The 15,414-nt window shown below is 65.4% G+C and carries 13 protein-coding genes; 10 read left to right on the top strand and 3 right to left on the bottom strand.

Annotation, left to right across the window (positions count from 1 at the left end; all coding sequences use genetic code 11):
- The first annotated feature begins 64 nt into the window (after nucleotides 1-64).
- The 10 genes from AC5Y5O_RS05615 (at nucleotide 65) to AC5Y5O_RS05570 (ending at nucleotide 10,789) form a co-directional block, all read left to right on the top strand.
- Nucleotides 65-2,278 carry an adenylate/guanylate cyclase domain-containing protein gene (locus tag AC5Y5O_RS05615; protein WP_096289278.1) on the top strand — a complete coding sequence of 738 codons (2,214 nt, stop codon included), beginning with the start codon at nucleotides 65-67 and terminating at the stop codon, nucleotides 2,276-2,278.
- The gene (locus AC5Y5O_RS05610) at nucleotides 2,278-3,681 is read left to right on the top strand and encodes a mechanosensitive ion channel domain-containing protein (RefSeq protein WP_096289276.1); all 1,404 of its coding nucleotides are present in this window, start codon (nucleotides 2,278-2,280) and stop codon (nucleotides 3,679-3,681) included. Before AC5Y5O_RS05615 ends, AC5Y5O_RS05610 begins: the two co-directional genes overlap by 1 nt.
- 58 nt (nucleotides 3,682-3,739) lie before the next feature.
- Nucleotides 3,740-4,987, top strand: coding sequence for a glutamate-5-semialdehyde dehydrogenase (locus tag AC5Y5O_RS05605; protein ID WP_096289274.1), 1,248 nt, complete (start codon nucleotides 3,740-3,742; stop codon nucleotides 4,985-4,987).
- A gap of 30 nt (nucleotides 4,988-5,017) precedes the next feature.
- Nucleotides 5,018-5,893 (top strand): AAA family ATPase, encoded by an 876-nt coding sequence (locus AC5Y5O_RS05600; protein ID WP_036470381.1) that lies wholly within the window; start codon nucleotides 5,018-5,020, stop codon nucleotides 5,891-5,893.
- Nucleotides 5,893-7,341 (top strand): vWA domain-containing protein, encoded by a 1,449-nt coding sequence (locus AC5Y5O_RS05595; RefSeq protein ID WP_096289272.1) that lies wholly within the window; start codon nucleotides 5,893-5,895, stop codon nucleotides 7,339-7,341. The genes AC5Y5O_RS05600 and AC5Y5O_RS05595 overlap by 1 nt, the downstream gene beginning before the upstream one ends.
- A 143-nt stretch (nucleotides 7,342-7,484) precedes the next feature.
- Entirely contained in the window at nucleotides 7,485-8,165 is a 681-nt protein-coding gene (gene nadD, locus AC5Y5O_RS05590) for a nicotinate-nucleotide adenylyltransferase (protein ID WP_096291268.1), read from the top strand.
- A complete protein-coding gene (gene rsfS / locus AC5Y5O_RS05585; protein WP_500024113.1) occupies nucleotides 8,162-8,551 on the top strand; it encodes a ribosome silencing factor in 390 nt (129 codons plus the stop codon). The genes nadD and rsfS overlap by 4 nt, the downstream gene beginning before the upstream one ends.
- Nucleotides 8,548-9,222: a glucosyl-3-phosphoglycerate phosphatase gene (gene gpgP / locus AC5Y5O_RS05580; protein WP_096289268.1), complete on the top strand. Its 675-nt coding sequence runs from the start codon at nucleotides 8,548-8,550 to the stop codon at nucleotides 9,220-9,222. Before rsfS ends, gpgP begins: the two co-directional genes overlap by 4 nt.
- Nucleotides 9,212-9,949, top strand: coding sequence for a diglucosylglycerate octanoyltransferase (gene octT / locus AC5Y5O_RS05575; RefSeq protein WP_500024111.1), 738 nt, complete (start codon nucleotides 9,212-9,214; stop codon nucleotides 9,947-9,949). The genes gpgP and octT overlap by 11 nt, the downstream gene beginning before the upstream one ends.
- 3 nt (nucleotides 9,950-9,952) lie before the next feature.
- On the top strand, nucleotides 9,953-10,789 hold the full coding sequence (locus tag AC5Y5O_RS05570) for a DegV family protein (protein WP_500024109.1): 837 nt from the start codon (nucleotides 9,953-9,955) through the stop codon (nucleotides 10,787-10,789).
- Here AC5Y5O_RS05570 and AC5Y5O_RS05565 read toward each other — a convergent pair.
- The 3 genes from AC5Y5O_RS05565 to AC5Y5O_RS05555 all read right to left on the bottom strand — a co-directional run bounded on the left by AC5Y5O_RS05565 (nucleotide 10,772) and on the right by AC5Y5O_RS05555 (nucleotide 15,392).
- A complete protein-coding gene (locus AC5Y5O_RS05565) occupies nucleotides 10,772-13,708 on the bottom strand; it encodes an MMPL/RND family transporter (protein ID WP_096289262.1) in 2,937 nt (978 codons plus the stop codon). The two genes, AC5Y5O_RS05570 and AC5Y5O_RS05565, sit on opposite strands and share 18 nt — an antisense overlap.
- Complete coding sequence (locus tag AC5Y5O_RS05560; protein WP_165796459.1) at nucleotides 13,705-14,133, bottom strand: MmpS family transport accessory protein; 429 nt, start codon at nucleotides 14,131-14,133, stop codon at nucleotides 13,705-13,707. The genes AC5Y5O_RS05565 and AC5Y5O_RS05560 overlap by 4 nt, the downstream gene beginning before the upstream one ends.
- A 200-nt stretch (nucleotides 14,134-14,333) precedes the next feature.
- Entirely contained in the window at nucleotides 14,334-15,392 is a 1,059-nt protein-coding gene (locus tag AC5Y5O_RS05555; RefSeq protein WP_096289258.1) for an NAD(P)H-dependent amine dehydrogenase family protein, read from the bottom strand.
- Nucleotides 15,393-15,414 lie beyond the last annotated feature (22 nt).

The raw sequence follows: 15,414 nt of genomic DNA, 5'->3' as shown, positions 1-15,414 counted from the left end.
ATTTTGTGATGTCCGCGCGCTAATGTGCTGCGTGAACAGCGCCTCGTTGGGAAGAAGGAAGCCAGTGACATCGAGTGAGCTGACCGACGCCGCATCGGACACCGAAACCCTCCCGGCCCAAGAAGCAGTGACCCAAGAGGGTGCGTCTCGCACGACGCGCAGGTTTCGCCGCCGGCGTTTCCTGCGGGTAGGCATCCAGTCCAAGCTGTTGATGACTCTGTTGATCTGCAGCATCTTTTCGGTGGCCGTCGTTGGCCTCATCGGGGCTCTTACCGGCCGCAGCGCACTACGCCAAGTCGAGGCCGAACGGCTGACCGAGCTGCGCGAATCTCAGCAGCGGCAACTGGAATCGCTGTTCAAGCAGATGACGAACTCGCTCATCGTCTACAGCGGCGGGTTCAGCATTGTTCAGGCCATGGAAGCGTTCTCCGCCGGCTTCAACCAGTTGGGCAACGCGACGATCAGTCCCGCCCAGCAGCAGTCGCTAGTCAACTACTACGACAACGAGATGATCAAACCGATCAAACGCATCACCGGCGACACGATCGATATCAACGCCGTGATGCCGAGTACCAACGCGCAGAAATACCTTCAGGCGAACTACACCGCGCCGCCCAGGACCAGTGCTGACGGGCTGCCGGTAGTGGACGCGGGCGACGGCAGTGCATGGTCGGCCGCTAACGCGCGATTCGACTTCTACATGCGCGGCATCGTCACTCGCTTCGACTACCGAGACGTGCTGTTGCTCGACAACGGCGGCAATGTCGTCTACTCCGTGGCCAAGGGGCCCGACCTGGGCACCAACATCTTCACCGGCCCCTATCGCGAATCCAATCTGCGCGATGCCTATCAAAAGGCCTTGCGTTCCAACGATGTCGACTTCGTCTGGATCACCGACTTCCAGACGTATCAACCGGCGCTGGATGCTCCCACCGGGTGGGTGGTGTCGCCGATCGGCATGAACGGCAAGATCGACGGCGTAATGGCTTGGCCGCTGCCAACTCCGAAGATCAACCGGATCATGACCGCCGACAAGCAATGGGAAGCCGCCGGCATGGGCCCGTCGACCGAATCGTATTTGGTGGGTCCCGACGGCCTGATGCGCTCCGATTCCCGGATATTCCTCGAGGATCCGGAGGAATATCGCAAGGAGGCCATCGCGGCCGGAACTCCGCCCGATGTGGCCAACAGAGCGATTCAGTTGGGGACGACGATCCTCGTGCAGCCGGCGGAAACGGCGGGCTTTCGTGCCGCCCAACGCGGGCAGACCGGAACCGTCACCGGCACCGACTACACGGGCAACAGCGAGATGGAGGCCTATACCCCGTTCAACGTGCCCAATTCCGATCTGCACTGGTCAATCTTGGTGACGCGCGACGACTCGGATGCTTTTGCGCGGCTGGGCAGATTCAGCCAAACACTGGTGGTCGGTGTCGCGTCGATGATCTTCGTCGTGTGTGTCGCCTCGATGGTGCTTGCCCAGATCATGCTGCGGCCCGTCCGCCGGCTACAAGCCGGTACCCAGAAGATCAGCTCCGGCGACTATGAAGTCAATATCCCGGTCACCTCGCGCGACGAAATCGGGGACCTCACTCAGGCTTTCAACGAGATGAGCCGGAACCTGGCAATTAAGGACGAGCTGCTCAACGAGCAGCGCAAAGAAAACGACCGCCTGCTGCTGGCGCTGATGCCGGAGTCGGTGGCGCAACGCTATCGCGAGGGTCAGGAGACCATCGCCGAAAAGCACCAGGACGTGGCCATCATCTACGCCGATATCGTTGGCCTGGACGAGATTTCGATCGACCTGTCCGGCGACGAACTGGTGGGCATCGTCGATGATCTCTTCCGTCAGTTCGACGCGGCAGCCGAAGCCCTCGGCGTCGAACGGATTCGCACCTTCCACAACGGCTACCTCGCCAGTTGTGGGGTCGTGACGCCGCGGCTGGACAGCATCTACCGAAGCCTCGACTTCGCCCTGGAGATGCGTCAGATCATCGATCGGTTCAACTCCCAGAGCTCACACGAGCTGAAGCTGCGCGTCGGCATCAACACCGGCAACGTGATCAGCGGACTGGTGGGACGATCAAGTCTCGTCTACGACATGTGGGGCGGCGCGGTGAGCCTGGCCTACCAAATGCACAGTGGTGCACCGCAACCCGGCATCTACGTCACCGCGAGCGTGTACGAGGCTATGCGGGACGCCCGGCAATTCACGCCGGCCGGCACGATTTCGGTCGCCGGATCAGACCAGGCGATCTACCGGCTGTCGGAGCGGTAATGAACGCCTTCCATTCGACGTGGTTCTACTGGGCCATCGGCGTCGCGATCGGATTCCCGGTCATGCTGATCCTGCTGACCGAGCTGCACCATGCACTGCTTCGCCGAAACAATCGCCTGGCCCGCCAGGTCAGCCTGCTCCGCAACTTTGTGCTGCCGCTGGGCGCGCTGTTGGTGCTGCTGGTCAACGCCGCACAGGTCTCGGCCGGAGACGGTCTGGTACGCATCCTGTCCACGCTGTTCGGCTTCCTGGTGCTGGTCATGTTGCTGTCCGGGCTCAACGCGACCGTATTCGAGGGCGCACCGCAAAACAGCTGGCGCAAACGACTGCCCACGATTTTCCTCGACGTGGCCCGGTTCGCGCTGATCGGTGCCGGCCTGGCCGTCATCTTGTCCGTCATTTGGGGTGTGCGGGTCGGCGGTCTTTTCACCGCGTTGGGGGTGACGTCGGTCGTCCTCGGTTTGATGCTGCAGAACTCCGTCGGCCAGATCGTGTCCGGCCTGTTCATGCTGTTCGAGCAGCCCTTCCGCATCGACGACTGGCTCGACGCGTCCAACGAGCGCGGCCGCGTCGTCGAGGTCAACTGGCGGGCCGTGCACATTCAAACCGGCAGCGGGATACGGGTCGTGCCGAACTCGATGCTGGCCAGTACCTCGTTCACGAACCTCAGCCGCCCGCAAGGCACCCACAAGCTGTCGATCAAGACGACCTTCGCGGCCGCGGACCCGCCCGATCGGGTCTGCGCAATGCTGACGCGTGTCGCGAGCGAGCTGCCGCAGCTCAAGGCCGGCAGCGTTCCCCGGTCGGTTCCCGTCGGCAAGGGCGAGTACGCGACCAGCTTCGGGCTGAATTCGCCCGCTGAGGACGGCGCTGCGCGATCGACCTTTCTGCGCTGGATCTGGTACGCGGCCCGGCGCGAAGAACTGCACCTCGACGACGCCGACGACGACTACTCGACCAGGGAACGGGTCGAAGACGCGTTGCGATCCGTGGTGGCGCCGGCATTGCGGCTCAGCGTTGCCGATCAGCAGGCGCTGCATTCCTCGGCGCGAATCGTCCTGTACAGCGCGGACGAGATCGTCGAATACGCGGGGCAGGTGCCGGCGGGGATGACGTTCGTGATCGCCGGGCGGGTGCAGATGATGGCCACGACCGAGGACGGGTCGGTGGTGCCGATCAGCACGCTGGAGGCGGGCTCCTTCCTCGGCCTGACCGCGCTCACCCGCCAACCCAACCTCGCCAGCGCGTATGCCCTGGAAGAGGTCACCGCCCTGATCATCGATCGCGATCACCTCGAGCACCTGGTCATGCGTGAACCGTTGCTGCTGCAGGACTTTGGCAACATCCTGGAGGAACGGCAGAGCAAGGTGCGGCAAGCCGAACGTGGTGAGCGCGTCGGTTGAGCCCGGTCGCCACCCAGGCCGCCTTACCTGGCCAGCTCAAGCCCGATACCCTGGATCAATGAGTCTGCAAGCACCGTCGCGTCCTGACTTGCGTCAGGAGGTTCACAACGCCGCCCGCCGCGCCCGCGCCGCGTCCCGCGTGCTGGCGTTGTTGCCAACGGTGGCCAAGGACCAGGCGCTGCAATCCGCCGCCGCGGCGATCGTTGCCGACACCCGCCGGATTCTGGCGGCAAACGCCGAGGATCTGAAGGCCGCCCGGGCCGCCGGGACGTCCAACGCGATGCTCGACCGGTTGGCGCTGGACACCACGCGTGTGGAGGGAATCGCCGCTGGTCTGCGGCAGGTCGCGGGCCTGCCCGACCCGGTCGGCGAGGTGCTGCGCGGCTACACGTTGCCCAACGGGCTGCAGCTGCGCCAGCAGCGGGTTCCGCTCGGCGTGATCGGCATGATCTACGAGGGCCGGCCCAATGTCACCGTCGACGCGTTCGGGCTCGCGCTCAAGTCCGGCAATGCCGTGCTGTTGCGCGGCAGTTCGTCGGCGGCACGATCCAACCAGGCGCTGGTCGAGGCGTTGCGGTCGTCGCTGGTCAGCGAGGACTTGCCCGCCGACGCCGTCCAGTTGCTCTCGTCCGACGACCGGTCCACGGTCACCCACCTGATTCAGGCGCGCGGCCTGGTCGACGTGGTGATCCCGCGCGGGGGAGCGAGCCTGATCGACGCGGTGGTCCGCGACGCCCAGGTGCCCACCATCGAGACCGGTGTCGGCAACTGTCACGTCTACGTGGACGGGGGCGCGGACCTGGACGTCGCGGAACGGGTCCTGCTGAACTCCAAGACACGGCGGCCCAGCGTCTGCAACGCTGCCGAGACCCTGTTGGTGGACGCCGCGATCGCCGCAACCGCGGTGCCCCGGCTGGTGGGCGCCCTGCAAGATGCCGGCGTGACGGTGCACCTCGACCCGGATGAGGACAATCTGCGTCGCGAGTACCTGTCGATGGACATCGCGGTGGCGGTGGTCGACGGTGTCGACGCCGCGATCGCCCACGTCAACGAATACGGCACCGGACACACCGAAGCCATCGTGACCACCAATATGGCTGCGGCCCAACGATTTTCCGACGGCGTCGATGCGGCCGCCGTGATGGTCAACGCATCGACATCGTTTACCGATGGCGAGCAATTCGGCTTCGGTGCCGAGATCGGCATCTCGACACAGAAGCTGCATGCCCGCGGTCCGATGGGCCTGCCCGAACTGACCTCGACAAAATGGATCGCATGGGGTGACGGCCAGATTCGTCCAGCCTGACCCCGATCTAGTTTTAGGAGAACTGAGATTGTGAGCGTGCCCGCCCGGTCCACTCCGCTGTTCGCGGACATCAGCGACGTCTCACGACGTTTGGCCGAGACGGGTTATCTGCCCGACACGGCCACCGCGACCGCGGTGTTTCTCGCCGATCGGCTGGGCAAGCCGCTGCTGGTCGAGGGGCCCGCCGGCGTGGGCAAGACCGAGCTGGCGCGTGCGATCGCGCAGGCCACCGGCTCGGGTCTGGTTCGGCTGCAGTGCTACGAGGGCGTCGACGAGGCTCGCGCCCTGTACGAGTGGAACCACGCCAAGCAGATACTCCGTATTCAGGCCGGCTCCGGCGACTGGGATCAGACCAAGGACGACGTGTTCAGCGAGGAGTTCTTGCTGCAGCGCCCGCTGCTGACCGCGATCCGGCGCACCGAACCGACGGTGCTGCTGATCGACGAGACCGACAAAGCCGACATCGAAATCGAGGGCCTGCTGCTCGAGGTGCTGTCCGACTTCGCGGTGACCGTGCCGGAACTGGGCACCATCACCGCCGAGCGAACGCCGTTGGTCGTGCTGACCTCGAACGCCACCCGTGAACTGTCCGAGGCGCTCAAGCGTCGCTGCCTGTTCCTGCACATCGACTTCCCGACCCCCGACCTGGAACGGCGCATCCTGTTGTCCCGGGTTCCCGAGTTGCCCGCGCATCTCGCCGAGGAGCTGGTGCGCATCATCGGCGTCATGCGCGGCATGCAGCTGAAGAAGGTGCCGTCCATCGCCGAGACCATCGACTGGGGCCGCACGCTGCTGGCGCTGGGGCTGGACACCATTGACGACGCGGTCGTCGCCCAGACGCTCGGCGTGGTCCTCAAACACCAATCCGACCAGCAACGCGCGGCCGGGGAACTCAGGCTCAACTGATGCCCCCGCGCCGCGTCCGCCCCAAACGGCCACTCGCCCCGCACGGGTTGCCGGGCCACCTGGTGGGATTCGTGGAAGCGCTTCGCGGAAGCGGTATTTCGGTGGGTCCGTCGGAGACGGTGGACGCCGGCCGGGTGATGGCCACCCTGGGTTTGAGTGATCGCGAGGTGCTGCGCGAAGGCATCGCGTGCGCGGTGCTGCGCCAGCCCGACCACCGCGACACCTATGACGCGATGTTCGACCTGTGGTTCCCCGCGGCGATGGGTGCGCGGGCGGTCGTCGTCGGAGACGAAGGTGGGGCCGGCCAAGACAACGACGCCCTGCCCGCCGACGACGTCGACGCGATGCGGCAGATGCTGCTCGATCTGCTGACCCAGAACGAAGATCTGGCCGACATGGACGAACGGCTCGTCGCGATGATCGCGCGAATCGTGGAGGCCTACGGCAAATACAGTTCCAGCCGCGGTCCCTCGTTCTCGTCGTATCAGGCGCTCAAGGCGATGGCGCTGGACGAGCTGGAGGGCAAACTGCTCGCCGGCCTGCTCGCGCCCTACGGCGACGAGCCGAGTCCCACGCAAGAGCAGATCGCCAAAGCCCTTGCCGCACAACGGATCACCCAACTGCGCAAGCTGGTTGACGCCGAGACCAAGCGGCGCACCGCCGAGCAGCTGGGCCGTGATCACGTCCAGATGTACGGCATCCCACAGCTTGCCGAGAATGTCGAATTCCTGCGGGCCTCCGGTGACCAGCTGCGCCAGATGCAGCGGACGGTGGCGCCATTGGCCCGCACCCTGGCGACCCGGCTGGCGGCGCGGCGACGCCGTAGCCGGGCCGGGACGATCGACCTGCGCAAGACGCTGCGCAAGTCGATGTCCACCGGCGGCGTGCCGATCGACGTGGTGCTGGCCAAACCCCGTCCGGCCCGCCCCGAACTGGTCGTGCTGTGCGATGTGTCCGGTTCGGTGGCCGGCTTCAGTCACTTCACCCTGCTGCTGGTTCATGCGCTGCGCCAACAATTCTCGCGGGTCCGGGTGTTCGCCTTCATCGACACCACCGACGAGGTGACTCACATGTTCTCCCCGGATTGCGATCTGGCCGTGGCGATCCAGCGGATCACCCGGGAAGCCGGCGTCTACAGCCGCGACGGCCACTCCGACTACGGGAATGCGTTCGTCTCGTTCCTCCAGGCCAATCCGCATGTGTTGTCGCCGCGCAGCTCGCTGCTGGTGCTCGGCGACGGGCGCACCAACTACCGTGATCCGGCCATCGACGTGTTGTCCGACATGGTCAACGCCGCCCGGCACGCGCACTGGCTCAACCCCGAGCCCAGACACCTTTGGGGCAGCGGAGATTCGGCGGTGCCACGCTACGAAGAAGTGATCACCATGCACGAATGCCGGTCCGCTAAGCAGCTCGCCACGGTGATCGACCAGCTACTGCCGGTCTGAGACTGCGCCTGGGCGCCGAGTGTGGGCCCCATGTACGCGAACTGTCGTGAATTCATCCATAAGCCCCACACTCGGCGCAGAGCTAACGGGTGACCACAGCGCGGCGACTGCCCGGCTCGAGCGGCCCGGTAAGCTGGCAAATCGTGCAAAAGCGCCGCCGCAGGCTGGGAGTGATGGGTGGGACATTCGACCCGATCCATTACGGGCACCTGGTCGCCGCCAGTGAGGTGGCCGACCTGTTCGACCTCGACGAAGTCGTGTTCGTGCCCAGCGGTCAGCCGTGGCAGAAGACCCGCAATGTCTCCGCCGCCGAGGACCGGTACCTGATGACGGTGATCGCCACCGCGTCTAACCCCCGGTTCTCGGTCAGCCGCGTCGACATCGACCGCGCCGGCCCCACCTACACCAAGGACACCTTGCAGGACCTGCACGCCCTCAACCCGGAGTCCGAGCTGTTCTTCATCACCGGAGCCGACGCCCTGTCGTCCATCCTGTCCTGGCAGGGCTGGGAAGTGGTGTTCGAGTTGGCGCGGTTCATCGGCGTCAGCAGGCCGGGTTACGAGCTGCGCCACGAACACATCACCGAAGTGCTTGGCGAGCTGGCCAAGGATGCGCTGACCCTGGTTGAGGTTCCGGCGCTGGCGATCTCGTCGACCGACTGCCGCCAGCGTGCCGCCCAGCGCCGCCCACTGTGGTACCTGATGCCCGACGGCGTGGTGCAATACGTCTCCAAACGCCGGCTCTACCGCGCCCCCGTCGAGGGAGAGGCCAAAGCGACGCTCGGCCCCACGCAGTCCAGCCTGTCGACGGGGAACAACTCGTGAGCGCCACGCAGGAAGCCATCGACATGGCGACGATCGCGGCGAACGCCGCGGCCTCGAAGCTCGCCAACGATGTTGTGGTGATCGACGTTTCGGGGCAACTGGTCATCACCGACTGCTTCGTCATCGCCTCGGCGTCCAACGAGCGGCAGGTCAACGCGATCGTCGACGAGGTCGAGGAGAGAATGCAGAAGGCCGGCTACAAACCCGCGCGCCGCGAGGGTGCCCGGGAGGGACGCTGGACGCTGCTGGACTACCGCGACATCGTCGTGCACATTCAGCACCAGGACGACCGCAACTTCTACGCCCTCGACCGGCTGTGGGGTGACTGTCCGGTCATTCCCGTCGACTTGTCGGACGGTTTGCAGGATTCGGCGAGCGCGCAATGAGTATTCGTCGGCTGCTGATGTTGCGCCACGGGCAAACTGACTTCAATGCCGGCAGCCGGATGCAGGGACAGCTGGACTCCGCGCTCACCGAACTGGGCCATGCGCAGGCGGCTGCCGCGGCCGAGGTACTGGGCAAAATGCAGCCGCTGCTGATCGTGTCCTCCGATCTGCATCGCGCCTACGACACGGCGGTCAAGCTGGGGGAGCGGACCGGGCTGCGGGTACGGGTCGACGAGCGGCTACGTGAGACGCACCTGGGTGAGTGGCAGGGCTTGACGCACACCGAGGTTGACGGACAGGCTCCCGGTGCCCGGCTCGCCTGGCGCGACGACGCCACCTGGGCACCGCACGGCGGGGAAAGCAGGGTCGACGTCGCCGCCCGCAGCGTGCCGCTGGTCGCCGAACTGGTGGCCGGTGAACCGGAGTGGGGAAATGCGGACGAGCCGAGCCGGCCGGTGGTGCTGGTGGCCCACGGCGGTCTGATCGCTGCGTTATCGGCTGCGCTGCTGAGGCTTCCGGTCGCCGACTGGCCGGTCCTGGGCGGGATGGGCAATGCCAGCTGGGTGCAGCTCTCCGGCCACTCCCAGGACTCCGACGGTGAATTCGACAGCATCCGCTGGCGCCTCGACGTGTGGAACGCTTCGGCGCAGGTCTCCAACGATGTCCTCTGAGGTAAGGCCCACGCTGCTGGTCTTCGCCGACTCGCTGGCCTACTACGGTCCCACCGGGGGATTGCCCGCTGACGATCCCAGGATCTGGCCGAATATTGTTGCCACCCAATTGGGTTGGGATGTCGAGTTGATCGGTCGGATCGGCTGGACGTGCCGCGACGTGTGGTGGGCCGCCACGCAGGACCCGCGAGCATGGGCGGCGTTGCCGCGAGCCGGCGCGGTGATCTTCGCGACCGGCGGGATGGATTCGCTGCCGTCGGTGTTGCCGACCGCCCTGCGCGAGCTGATCCGATATGTCCGGCCGCCGTGGTTGCGGCGCTGGGTGCGCGACGGCTACGGATGGCTGCAGCCGCGGCTCTCACCGGTGGCCCGACCGGCGCTGCCTGCGCACTTGAGTGCGGAGTATCTCGAACAGACCCGCGGTGCAATCGATTTCAACCGTCCGGGTATCCCGATCGTAGCGTCGCTGCCGTCGGTGCACATCGCCGAGACGTATGGCAAGGCCCACCACAGCCGCGCCGGCACCGTGGCGGCGATCTCACAATGGGCGCAACAGCACGACATTCCGCTGGTCGATCTCAAAGCCGCGGTGGCTGAACAGGTGATGAGTGGACGCGGCAATCCCGACGGCATTCACTGGAATTTCGAAGCCCACCAAGCTGTCGCGGAACTGATGCTCAAGGCGCTGGCCGAGGCCGGCGTATCGAGCGAGAAGTCACGCGGCTAAGCAATGACAGTCGTGGTGGTGACCGATGCCTCGTCGCGCCTGCCGGCCGATCTGCTCGAACAGTGGGCGATACGCGTCGTCCCGCTGCATGTCCTGCTCGACGGCGGCGACCTGCGCGACGGCGTGGACGAGATCCCCGACGACGTCTACGCGCACCACGCCACGACAGCGGCGGCCACCCCCGCCGAACTAGGCGCCGCCTACCGCACGGCGCTGGCCGACTCCGGCGGCGATGGTGTGGTGGCAGTGCACATCTCATCGGCGCTATCGGGCACCTGTGGCGTGGGTGAACGGGCCGCGGCTGAAATCGGTCCGGCCGTGCGCGTCATCGACTCGCGGTCGGCGGCGATGGGCACCGGATTCGTCGCACTGGCCGCCGCACGGGCCGCGGCCAGCGGCGCGGATCTGGAAGCCGTTGTCGCCGCGGCGAACTCGGCGGTACAGCGCGGTCACGCGTTCATCGTGGTGCACGGCTTGGACAATCTGCGGCGCAGCGGCCGGATCGGTGGCGCCAAGGCGTGGCTGGGCACCGCGTTGTCGCTGAAGCCGCTGCTCCGTATCGATGACGGCAAACTCGTTCTGGCCCAACGGGTACGGACGGTCAGCAAGGCGACGACGGCGATGCTGGACCGGGTCTGCGAAATCGTCGGCGACGAGGCCGCGGCGGTTGCGGTGCACCACGTCGTCAACCCCGACGGCGCGAACGAAGTGGCGGCCGCGTTGGCCCAGCGGCTACCGGCCTGCGAGCCCGCCATCGTCACCTCGCTGGGGCCGGTGCTTGGCCTGCATGTCGGCCCCGGCGCCGTCGCGGTGTGCCTGGACCTAGCTCCTGGCAGCTGACGCGGCCGGCGCCACCCGGGCGGGCGGCAGACCGTAGTCACCGCGCGGATGCACGACTTGCGGCCACCAGAACCAGCGACCGAGCAGCGTCGCGATGGACGGCATCAAAAGCGTTCGCACGATCAGCGTGTCGAGCAGCAGACCGATGCAGACGGTGGATCCGAACTGGCCCAGCACTCGCAGGTCACTGCCCAGCATCGATGCCATCGTGAACGCGAACACCAGACCCGCGGCCGTCACCACTCCACCGGTGCCGGCCATCGACCGGATGATGCCGGTCTTGAGTCCGTGGTGGATCTCTTCTCGGAATCGGGAGACCAGGAGCAGGTTGTAGTCCGATCCGACCGCCAACAGGATGATCACCGAAAGCGCGGCGACGATCCAGTGGATCTTGATACCGAACAGATCCTGCCAAATCAATACGGACAGACCGAATGACGCGGCGATGGAACTGGCCGCGGTGCCGACGATGACCAGCGCGGCCACCACGCTGCGGGTGAGCAGCAACATGATCATGAAGATCAGCGTCAGCGCGGACACCACCGCGATCATCAGGTCGTATTTCTCGCCGTCGGCCATGTCCCGGAAGGTCGCGGCGGTTCCACCGAGATACACCCTGGCGTCGGACAGCGAGGACTGCTTCAAGCCCTCCTGCGCGGCGGTGCGTTCGGCGTCGACCCGCGAAATCCCTTCCGGCGTCATCGGATCGCCCTGATGGGTGATGAAGAACCGCGCCGACTTACCGTCCGGCGACAGGAACATACGAAGACCCGTCTGGAAGTCGGGGTTGTCGAACGCCTCGGGGGGCAGATAGAAGAAGTCGTCGTTCTTCGACTGGTCGAAGCTTTGCCCCATCACGATGGCGGTGTTGCTCATCGCCTCCATCTGGTTGATCATCGCCTTGAACGTCTGGTAGAGCGTCAGCGTGATGCCCCGGGTGGTCTTCAGGGTGGTGATCAGCGTGGGGAACAGCTCGGTCAGGTCGCGCGAGGCCTTGGCGGTGTGCTTGATGTCCGTTGTCAGGTAGTGGAACTGCTCGGCGAGTTGGTCGAAGCCGTCCAATGTGTCGAACAGCGACCGGAAGCTGTAGCACAACGGAATGTCGTAGCAGTGCTTCTCCCAATAGAAGTACGTCCGCACCGGCCGGAAGGTGTCGTCGAAATCCGCGATGTGGTCGCGCAAGCTGTCGGTGATCTGTGACGTCACTTCGGTCGTCTTCGCGCTGTCCTCGGCGGCATTGGCCAGGTCTTTCGACACCTCGTACTGGCGCTGCGTGGTGTCGATCTGGGTCTGCAGGTCGTCGGCCATCCTGAGGATGTCGGCGATGCGGTCCTTGAGGAAGCCCATGTTCTGCATCGTTGTCTGGCTTTGAATGCTGTTCTGGAACGGAATCGAGCTGTGCTGAATCGGAATGCCCAGCGGCCTGGTGATGTCCTGCACCATCGCGATGCCGAGCGTGCGCATCTCGTTTTTTGCCACCCGGTCCAGCACCAGCATGTCGGCCGTGTTGCGCATGTCATGGTCGGACTCGACCATCAACAGGTCGGGGTTCATCCGGGCCTCGGAGAAGTGCCGGTTGGCGGCCTCCTGTCCCTGGTTGGACGGCGCCGACAGCGGCAGGTAGAAGCGGTCGTTGTAGCTCGTCACGTAGCTCGGCAGGGCGATCATGCCGACCAGCACCACGGCCGCGCTGACGGCCAAAATCGGTGCGGGCCAACGCACTACGGCGGTGCCCACCCGGCGCCACAGTCGGCCTTGTTTGGCGGCGCGCTTGGTCTCGAACAGGTGAAAGCGACTGCCGATGAAGATCACCGCGGGACCCAGCGTCAGGCCGGCCAAGACCACGACCAGCATGCCGATCGCCACGGGTGCGCCCATGGTGTTGAACCAGGGCAGCCGCGAGAAACTCAGGCAGTAGGTCGCCCCGGCAATCGTCAAGCCCGACCCCAAGACGACCGGCGCAACTCCCTTGAATGTGGTGTAGTACGCCGATTCTCGATCCTCGCCGGCGCGCAGGGCCTCTTGATAGCGGCCGACGAGAAAGATCCCGTAGTCGGTTCCCGCCGCGATCGCCAGCATGGTGAGGATGTTGGCGGCGAACGTCGTGAGCCCGAATGCGTTGTGGTAGGCCAAAACCGCGACCACGCCACGTGAACAGGCCAGCGCGACAAAGGTCATGAACAACTGAACCAGCGTGGTGACGATGGACCGGTAGACCAGCAGCAACATGACCGCGATCGCGCCCAGGGTGAACAGCGTGATCGTCGCCAGGCTGGCGTTACCGATCAAGTGCATGTCGTCGGACAGCGCGGCGGGACCAGTGACATAGGCCTTCACCCCGGGCGGTGCCTTGTTCTCGTCGATCACCTTGCGGACGGCGTCGACGGACTCGTTGGCCAGCGTGGTGCCTTGGTTACCGGCAAGGTTGATCTGTACGTACGCGCCCTTGGCGTCGGCGCTCTGGGCGCCCGCCGCCGTCAGCCGGTCCCCCCAGAAGTCCTGGATGTGCTGGACGTGCTTGGGATCCTGGCGCAGTTGCCGAATCAGCTTGTCGTAGTACTGGTGTGCCTCCGGGCCCAGCGGTTGCTGGCCCTCCAGCACGATCATCACGGTGCTGTTGGAATCGAATTCGTGGAAGTTGTGGCCCATGCGCATCATCGCCTTCATCGACGGTGCGTCCAGGGGTGTCATCGGCGCCGAGTGGGCCTCGCCGACGACCTCCAGGGTGGGAACGATGACGTTGACCAGGACCGTCACGGCTACCCAGATCAGGATGATCGGCACCGCGAAGATGCGAATGGTGTGGGGGAGGTAGGGCCGGTGTCCGCGCTCGGGCTTATCCGAACCCTGGGTGCCGATCGGCCCGGTGTCGGCGGCGTCGTCGACACCCAGGTGGCTCTTGCTGTTGAGATCGCTCATGCGGACTTCACCAAGCAGAAGGTTTGGGCGTTGTGGCCATCGGAGTTTTGCGTGTCGCGGACGACGCCGTCCACGGTGATCTTGCAGACGATTCGGCTGCCGTCACTTTGCGCCATGATGTTGGCGCTCACCGACGGCAGCGTGGTCGAGATGGTGGTCGTCCACGGCAGCGGCGCGTTATCGATCTGATGAGTGTTGGCGTCCGCATCCCAGTAATTGATGTTCGCGGTAGCACCCGGCGGGCCGGAGATCTCGTAGACGACGACCTTCGGATTGAACTGCACGATCTCGATCCCCTTGCCGGCATTCGCGTTGAGATCCTGCGAGCCAAATATCTTGTGCAGCCGCGACACGACCAACGCCGAGACTGCCAGTACGACAATCAGCAGCAGCGGAATCCACGCCCGTTTGAGCACCTGGGATATGGCATCCGAGTTCGGCGAACCGCTCACCTTGACCGCCCTTCCGCTCACCGCTGCGGCGGCCTGCCGTCCTGCCTCGGAACGCTCGCCACCGTGTCGACAACCTTAATTGTCGGCGGAACCTTTGCTCGGCTAAGCACTCTAAACCTTAGAGGACGGAACCGTTCCTCCGGGGGCCCCTGACTATGGCCAAAGTCATATGGTTAGCGCGCCAGGCGGCCGGTCACCGGCGGCAGGTCGGCGAGGGTCACGATCCCGGGCCGGGCGGCCACCACCGCGGGGACCGCATTGGTGACCGGCATCGCGGTATAGATCATGCCGAGGCCCATGAACCCGGGCTCGGTCCAATCCTTCGGCGGCAGGCAATGCAGGACGGTGCGCATGTTGGGCATTCCGAAGACCTGAATTACGTGGCCGTGCTCTAGTGGCTTGGGCGGGACGACGTGGTTACCCATGGTCCAGTTGAACCCGACACTGACGACGTTGCGGTCGCCTTCCCAGCCGCGGTGAAAGCCGTACACACCGCCGACCGTGCCCGCGGGGATCTTCATGAAGCCCAGATCGGAGTCACCGGTGGCCGCGGTGAACGTGACGTCGAAGGTCATCTTGTCCAGCTTGGCGCCGATCGCGTCGGCCATCATCGCCGCCGACTCGGCGAAGACTTCGCTTTCCCGACGAACGTTCTCGGCCAGCCCCGGCGTCTCGGGGTCTTGGGAGAACCCCATCGCCGTCTGGGTTTCCGCGGATTCGTAGGTCGAGCAGTCCACCGATTCGGTGATCCGGATTTCGTCCACGCGCTCGCAGGAGGCCGACAGCACCATGCCGACCATGTTCGTCATGCCGGGATGCGCGCCGCTGCCGAAGATCGTCGAATGGCCCTTCTGGCAAGCATCCTCGATGCGTTTGCGGTCCTGCGGGGTCTGTTTGCCGCCGGTGATCCAGGCCGCGCTGGTGCACACGTTGACCCCTGACTCCAGCAGCCGCACCAATTCGTCGATGTTGGGCCACAACGGGTTGTAGCAACACGCGTCGGCGCCCAGCGCGATCAGCGAGTCGATGTCGTTGGTGGCGTGCACCCCGGTCGGCTCCGGCCAGCCGGAGAGTTCGGCGGCATCGACACCGACCTTGTCCGCGCCGTGCGCGTACACCCCGACCAGTTCCAGGTCGGGCCTGCCGATGATGGCGTGCAGCGAGCGCCGCCCGATGTTGCCGGTCGTCCACTGAATGACACGTAACGGACGGTCTGGGCGGACTGTGCTCATCGTGGCTCCTTTGCCGCTGCGG

Source organism: Mycobacterium sp. NGS40 (assembly GCF_059812735.1).
The sequence above is the reverse complement of the archived record's forward strand: the minus strand, read 5'-3'. Positions and strand labels throughout refer to the sequence as shown.

Excerpts from the sequence above, each read along its gene's own strand:
- AC5Y5O_RS05610 (WP_096289276.1), top strand. The coding sequence starts at position 2,278 with ATGAACGCCTTCCATTCGACGTGGTTCTACTGGGCCATCGGCGTCGCG.
- AC5Y5O_RS05605 (WP_096289274.1), top strand. The coding sequence starts at position 3,740 with ATGAGTCTGCAAGCACCGTCGCGTCCTGACTTGCGTCAGGAGGTTCAC.
- AC5Y5O_RS05595 (WP_096289272.1), top strand. The coding sequence starts at position 5,893 with ATGCCCCCGCGCCGCGTCCGCCCCAAACGGCCACTCGCCCCGCACGGG.
- gpgP (WP_096289268.1), top strand. The coding sequence starts at position 8,548 with ATGAGTATTCGTCGGCTGCTGATGTTGCGCCACGGGCAAACTGACTTC.
- octT (WP_500024111.1), top strand. The coding sequence starts at position 9,212 with ATGTCCTCTGAGGTAAGGCCCACGCTGCTGGTCTTCGCCGACTCGCTG.
- AC5Y5O_RS05570 (WP_500024109.1), top strand. The coding sequence starts at position 9,953 with ATGACAGTCGTGGTGGTGACCGATGCCTCGTCGCGCCTGCCGGCCGAT.
- AC5Y5O_RS05565 (WP_096289262.1), bottom strand. The coding sequence starts at position 13,708 with ATGAGCGATCTCAACAGCAAGAGCCACCTGGGTGTCGACGACGCCGCC.
- AC5Y5O_RS05555 (WP_096289258.1), bottom strand. The coding sequence starts at position 15,392 with ATGAGCACAGTCCGCCCAGACCGTCCGTTACGTGTCATTCAGTGGACG.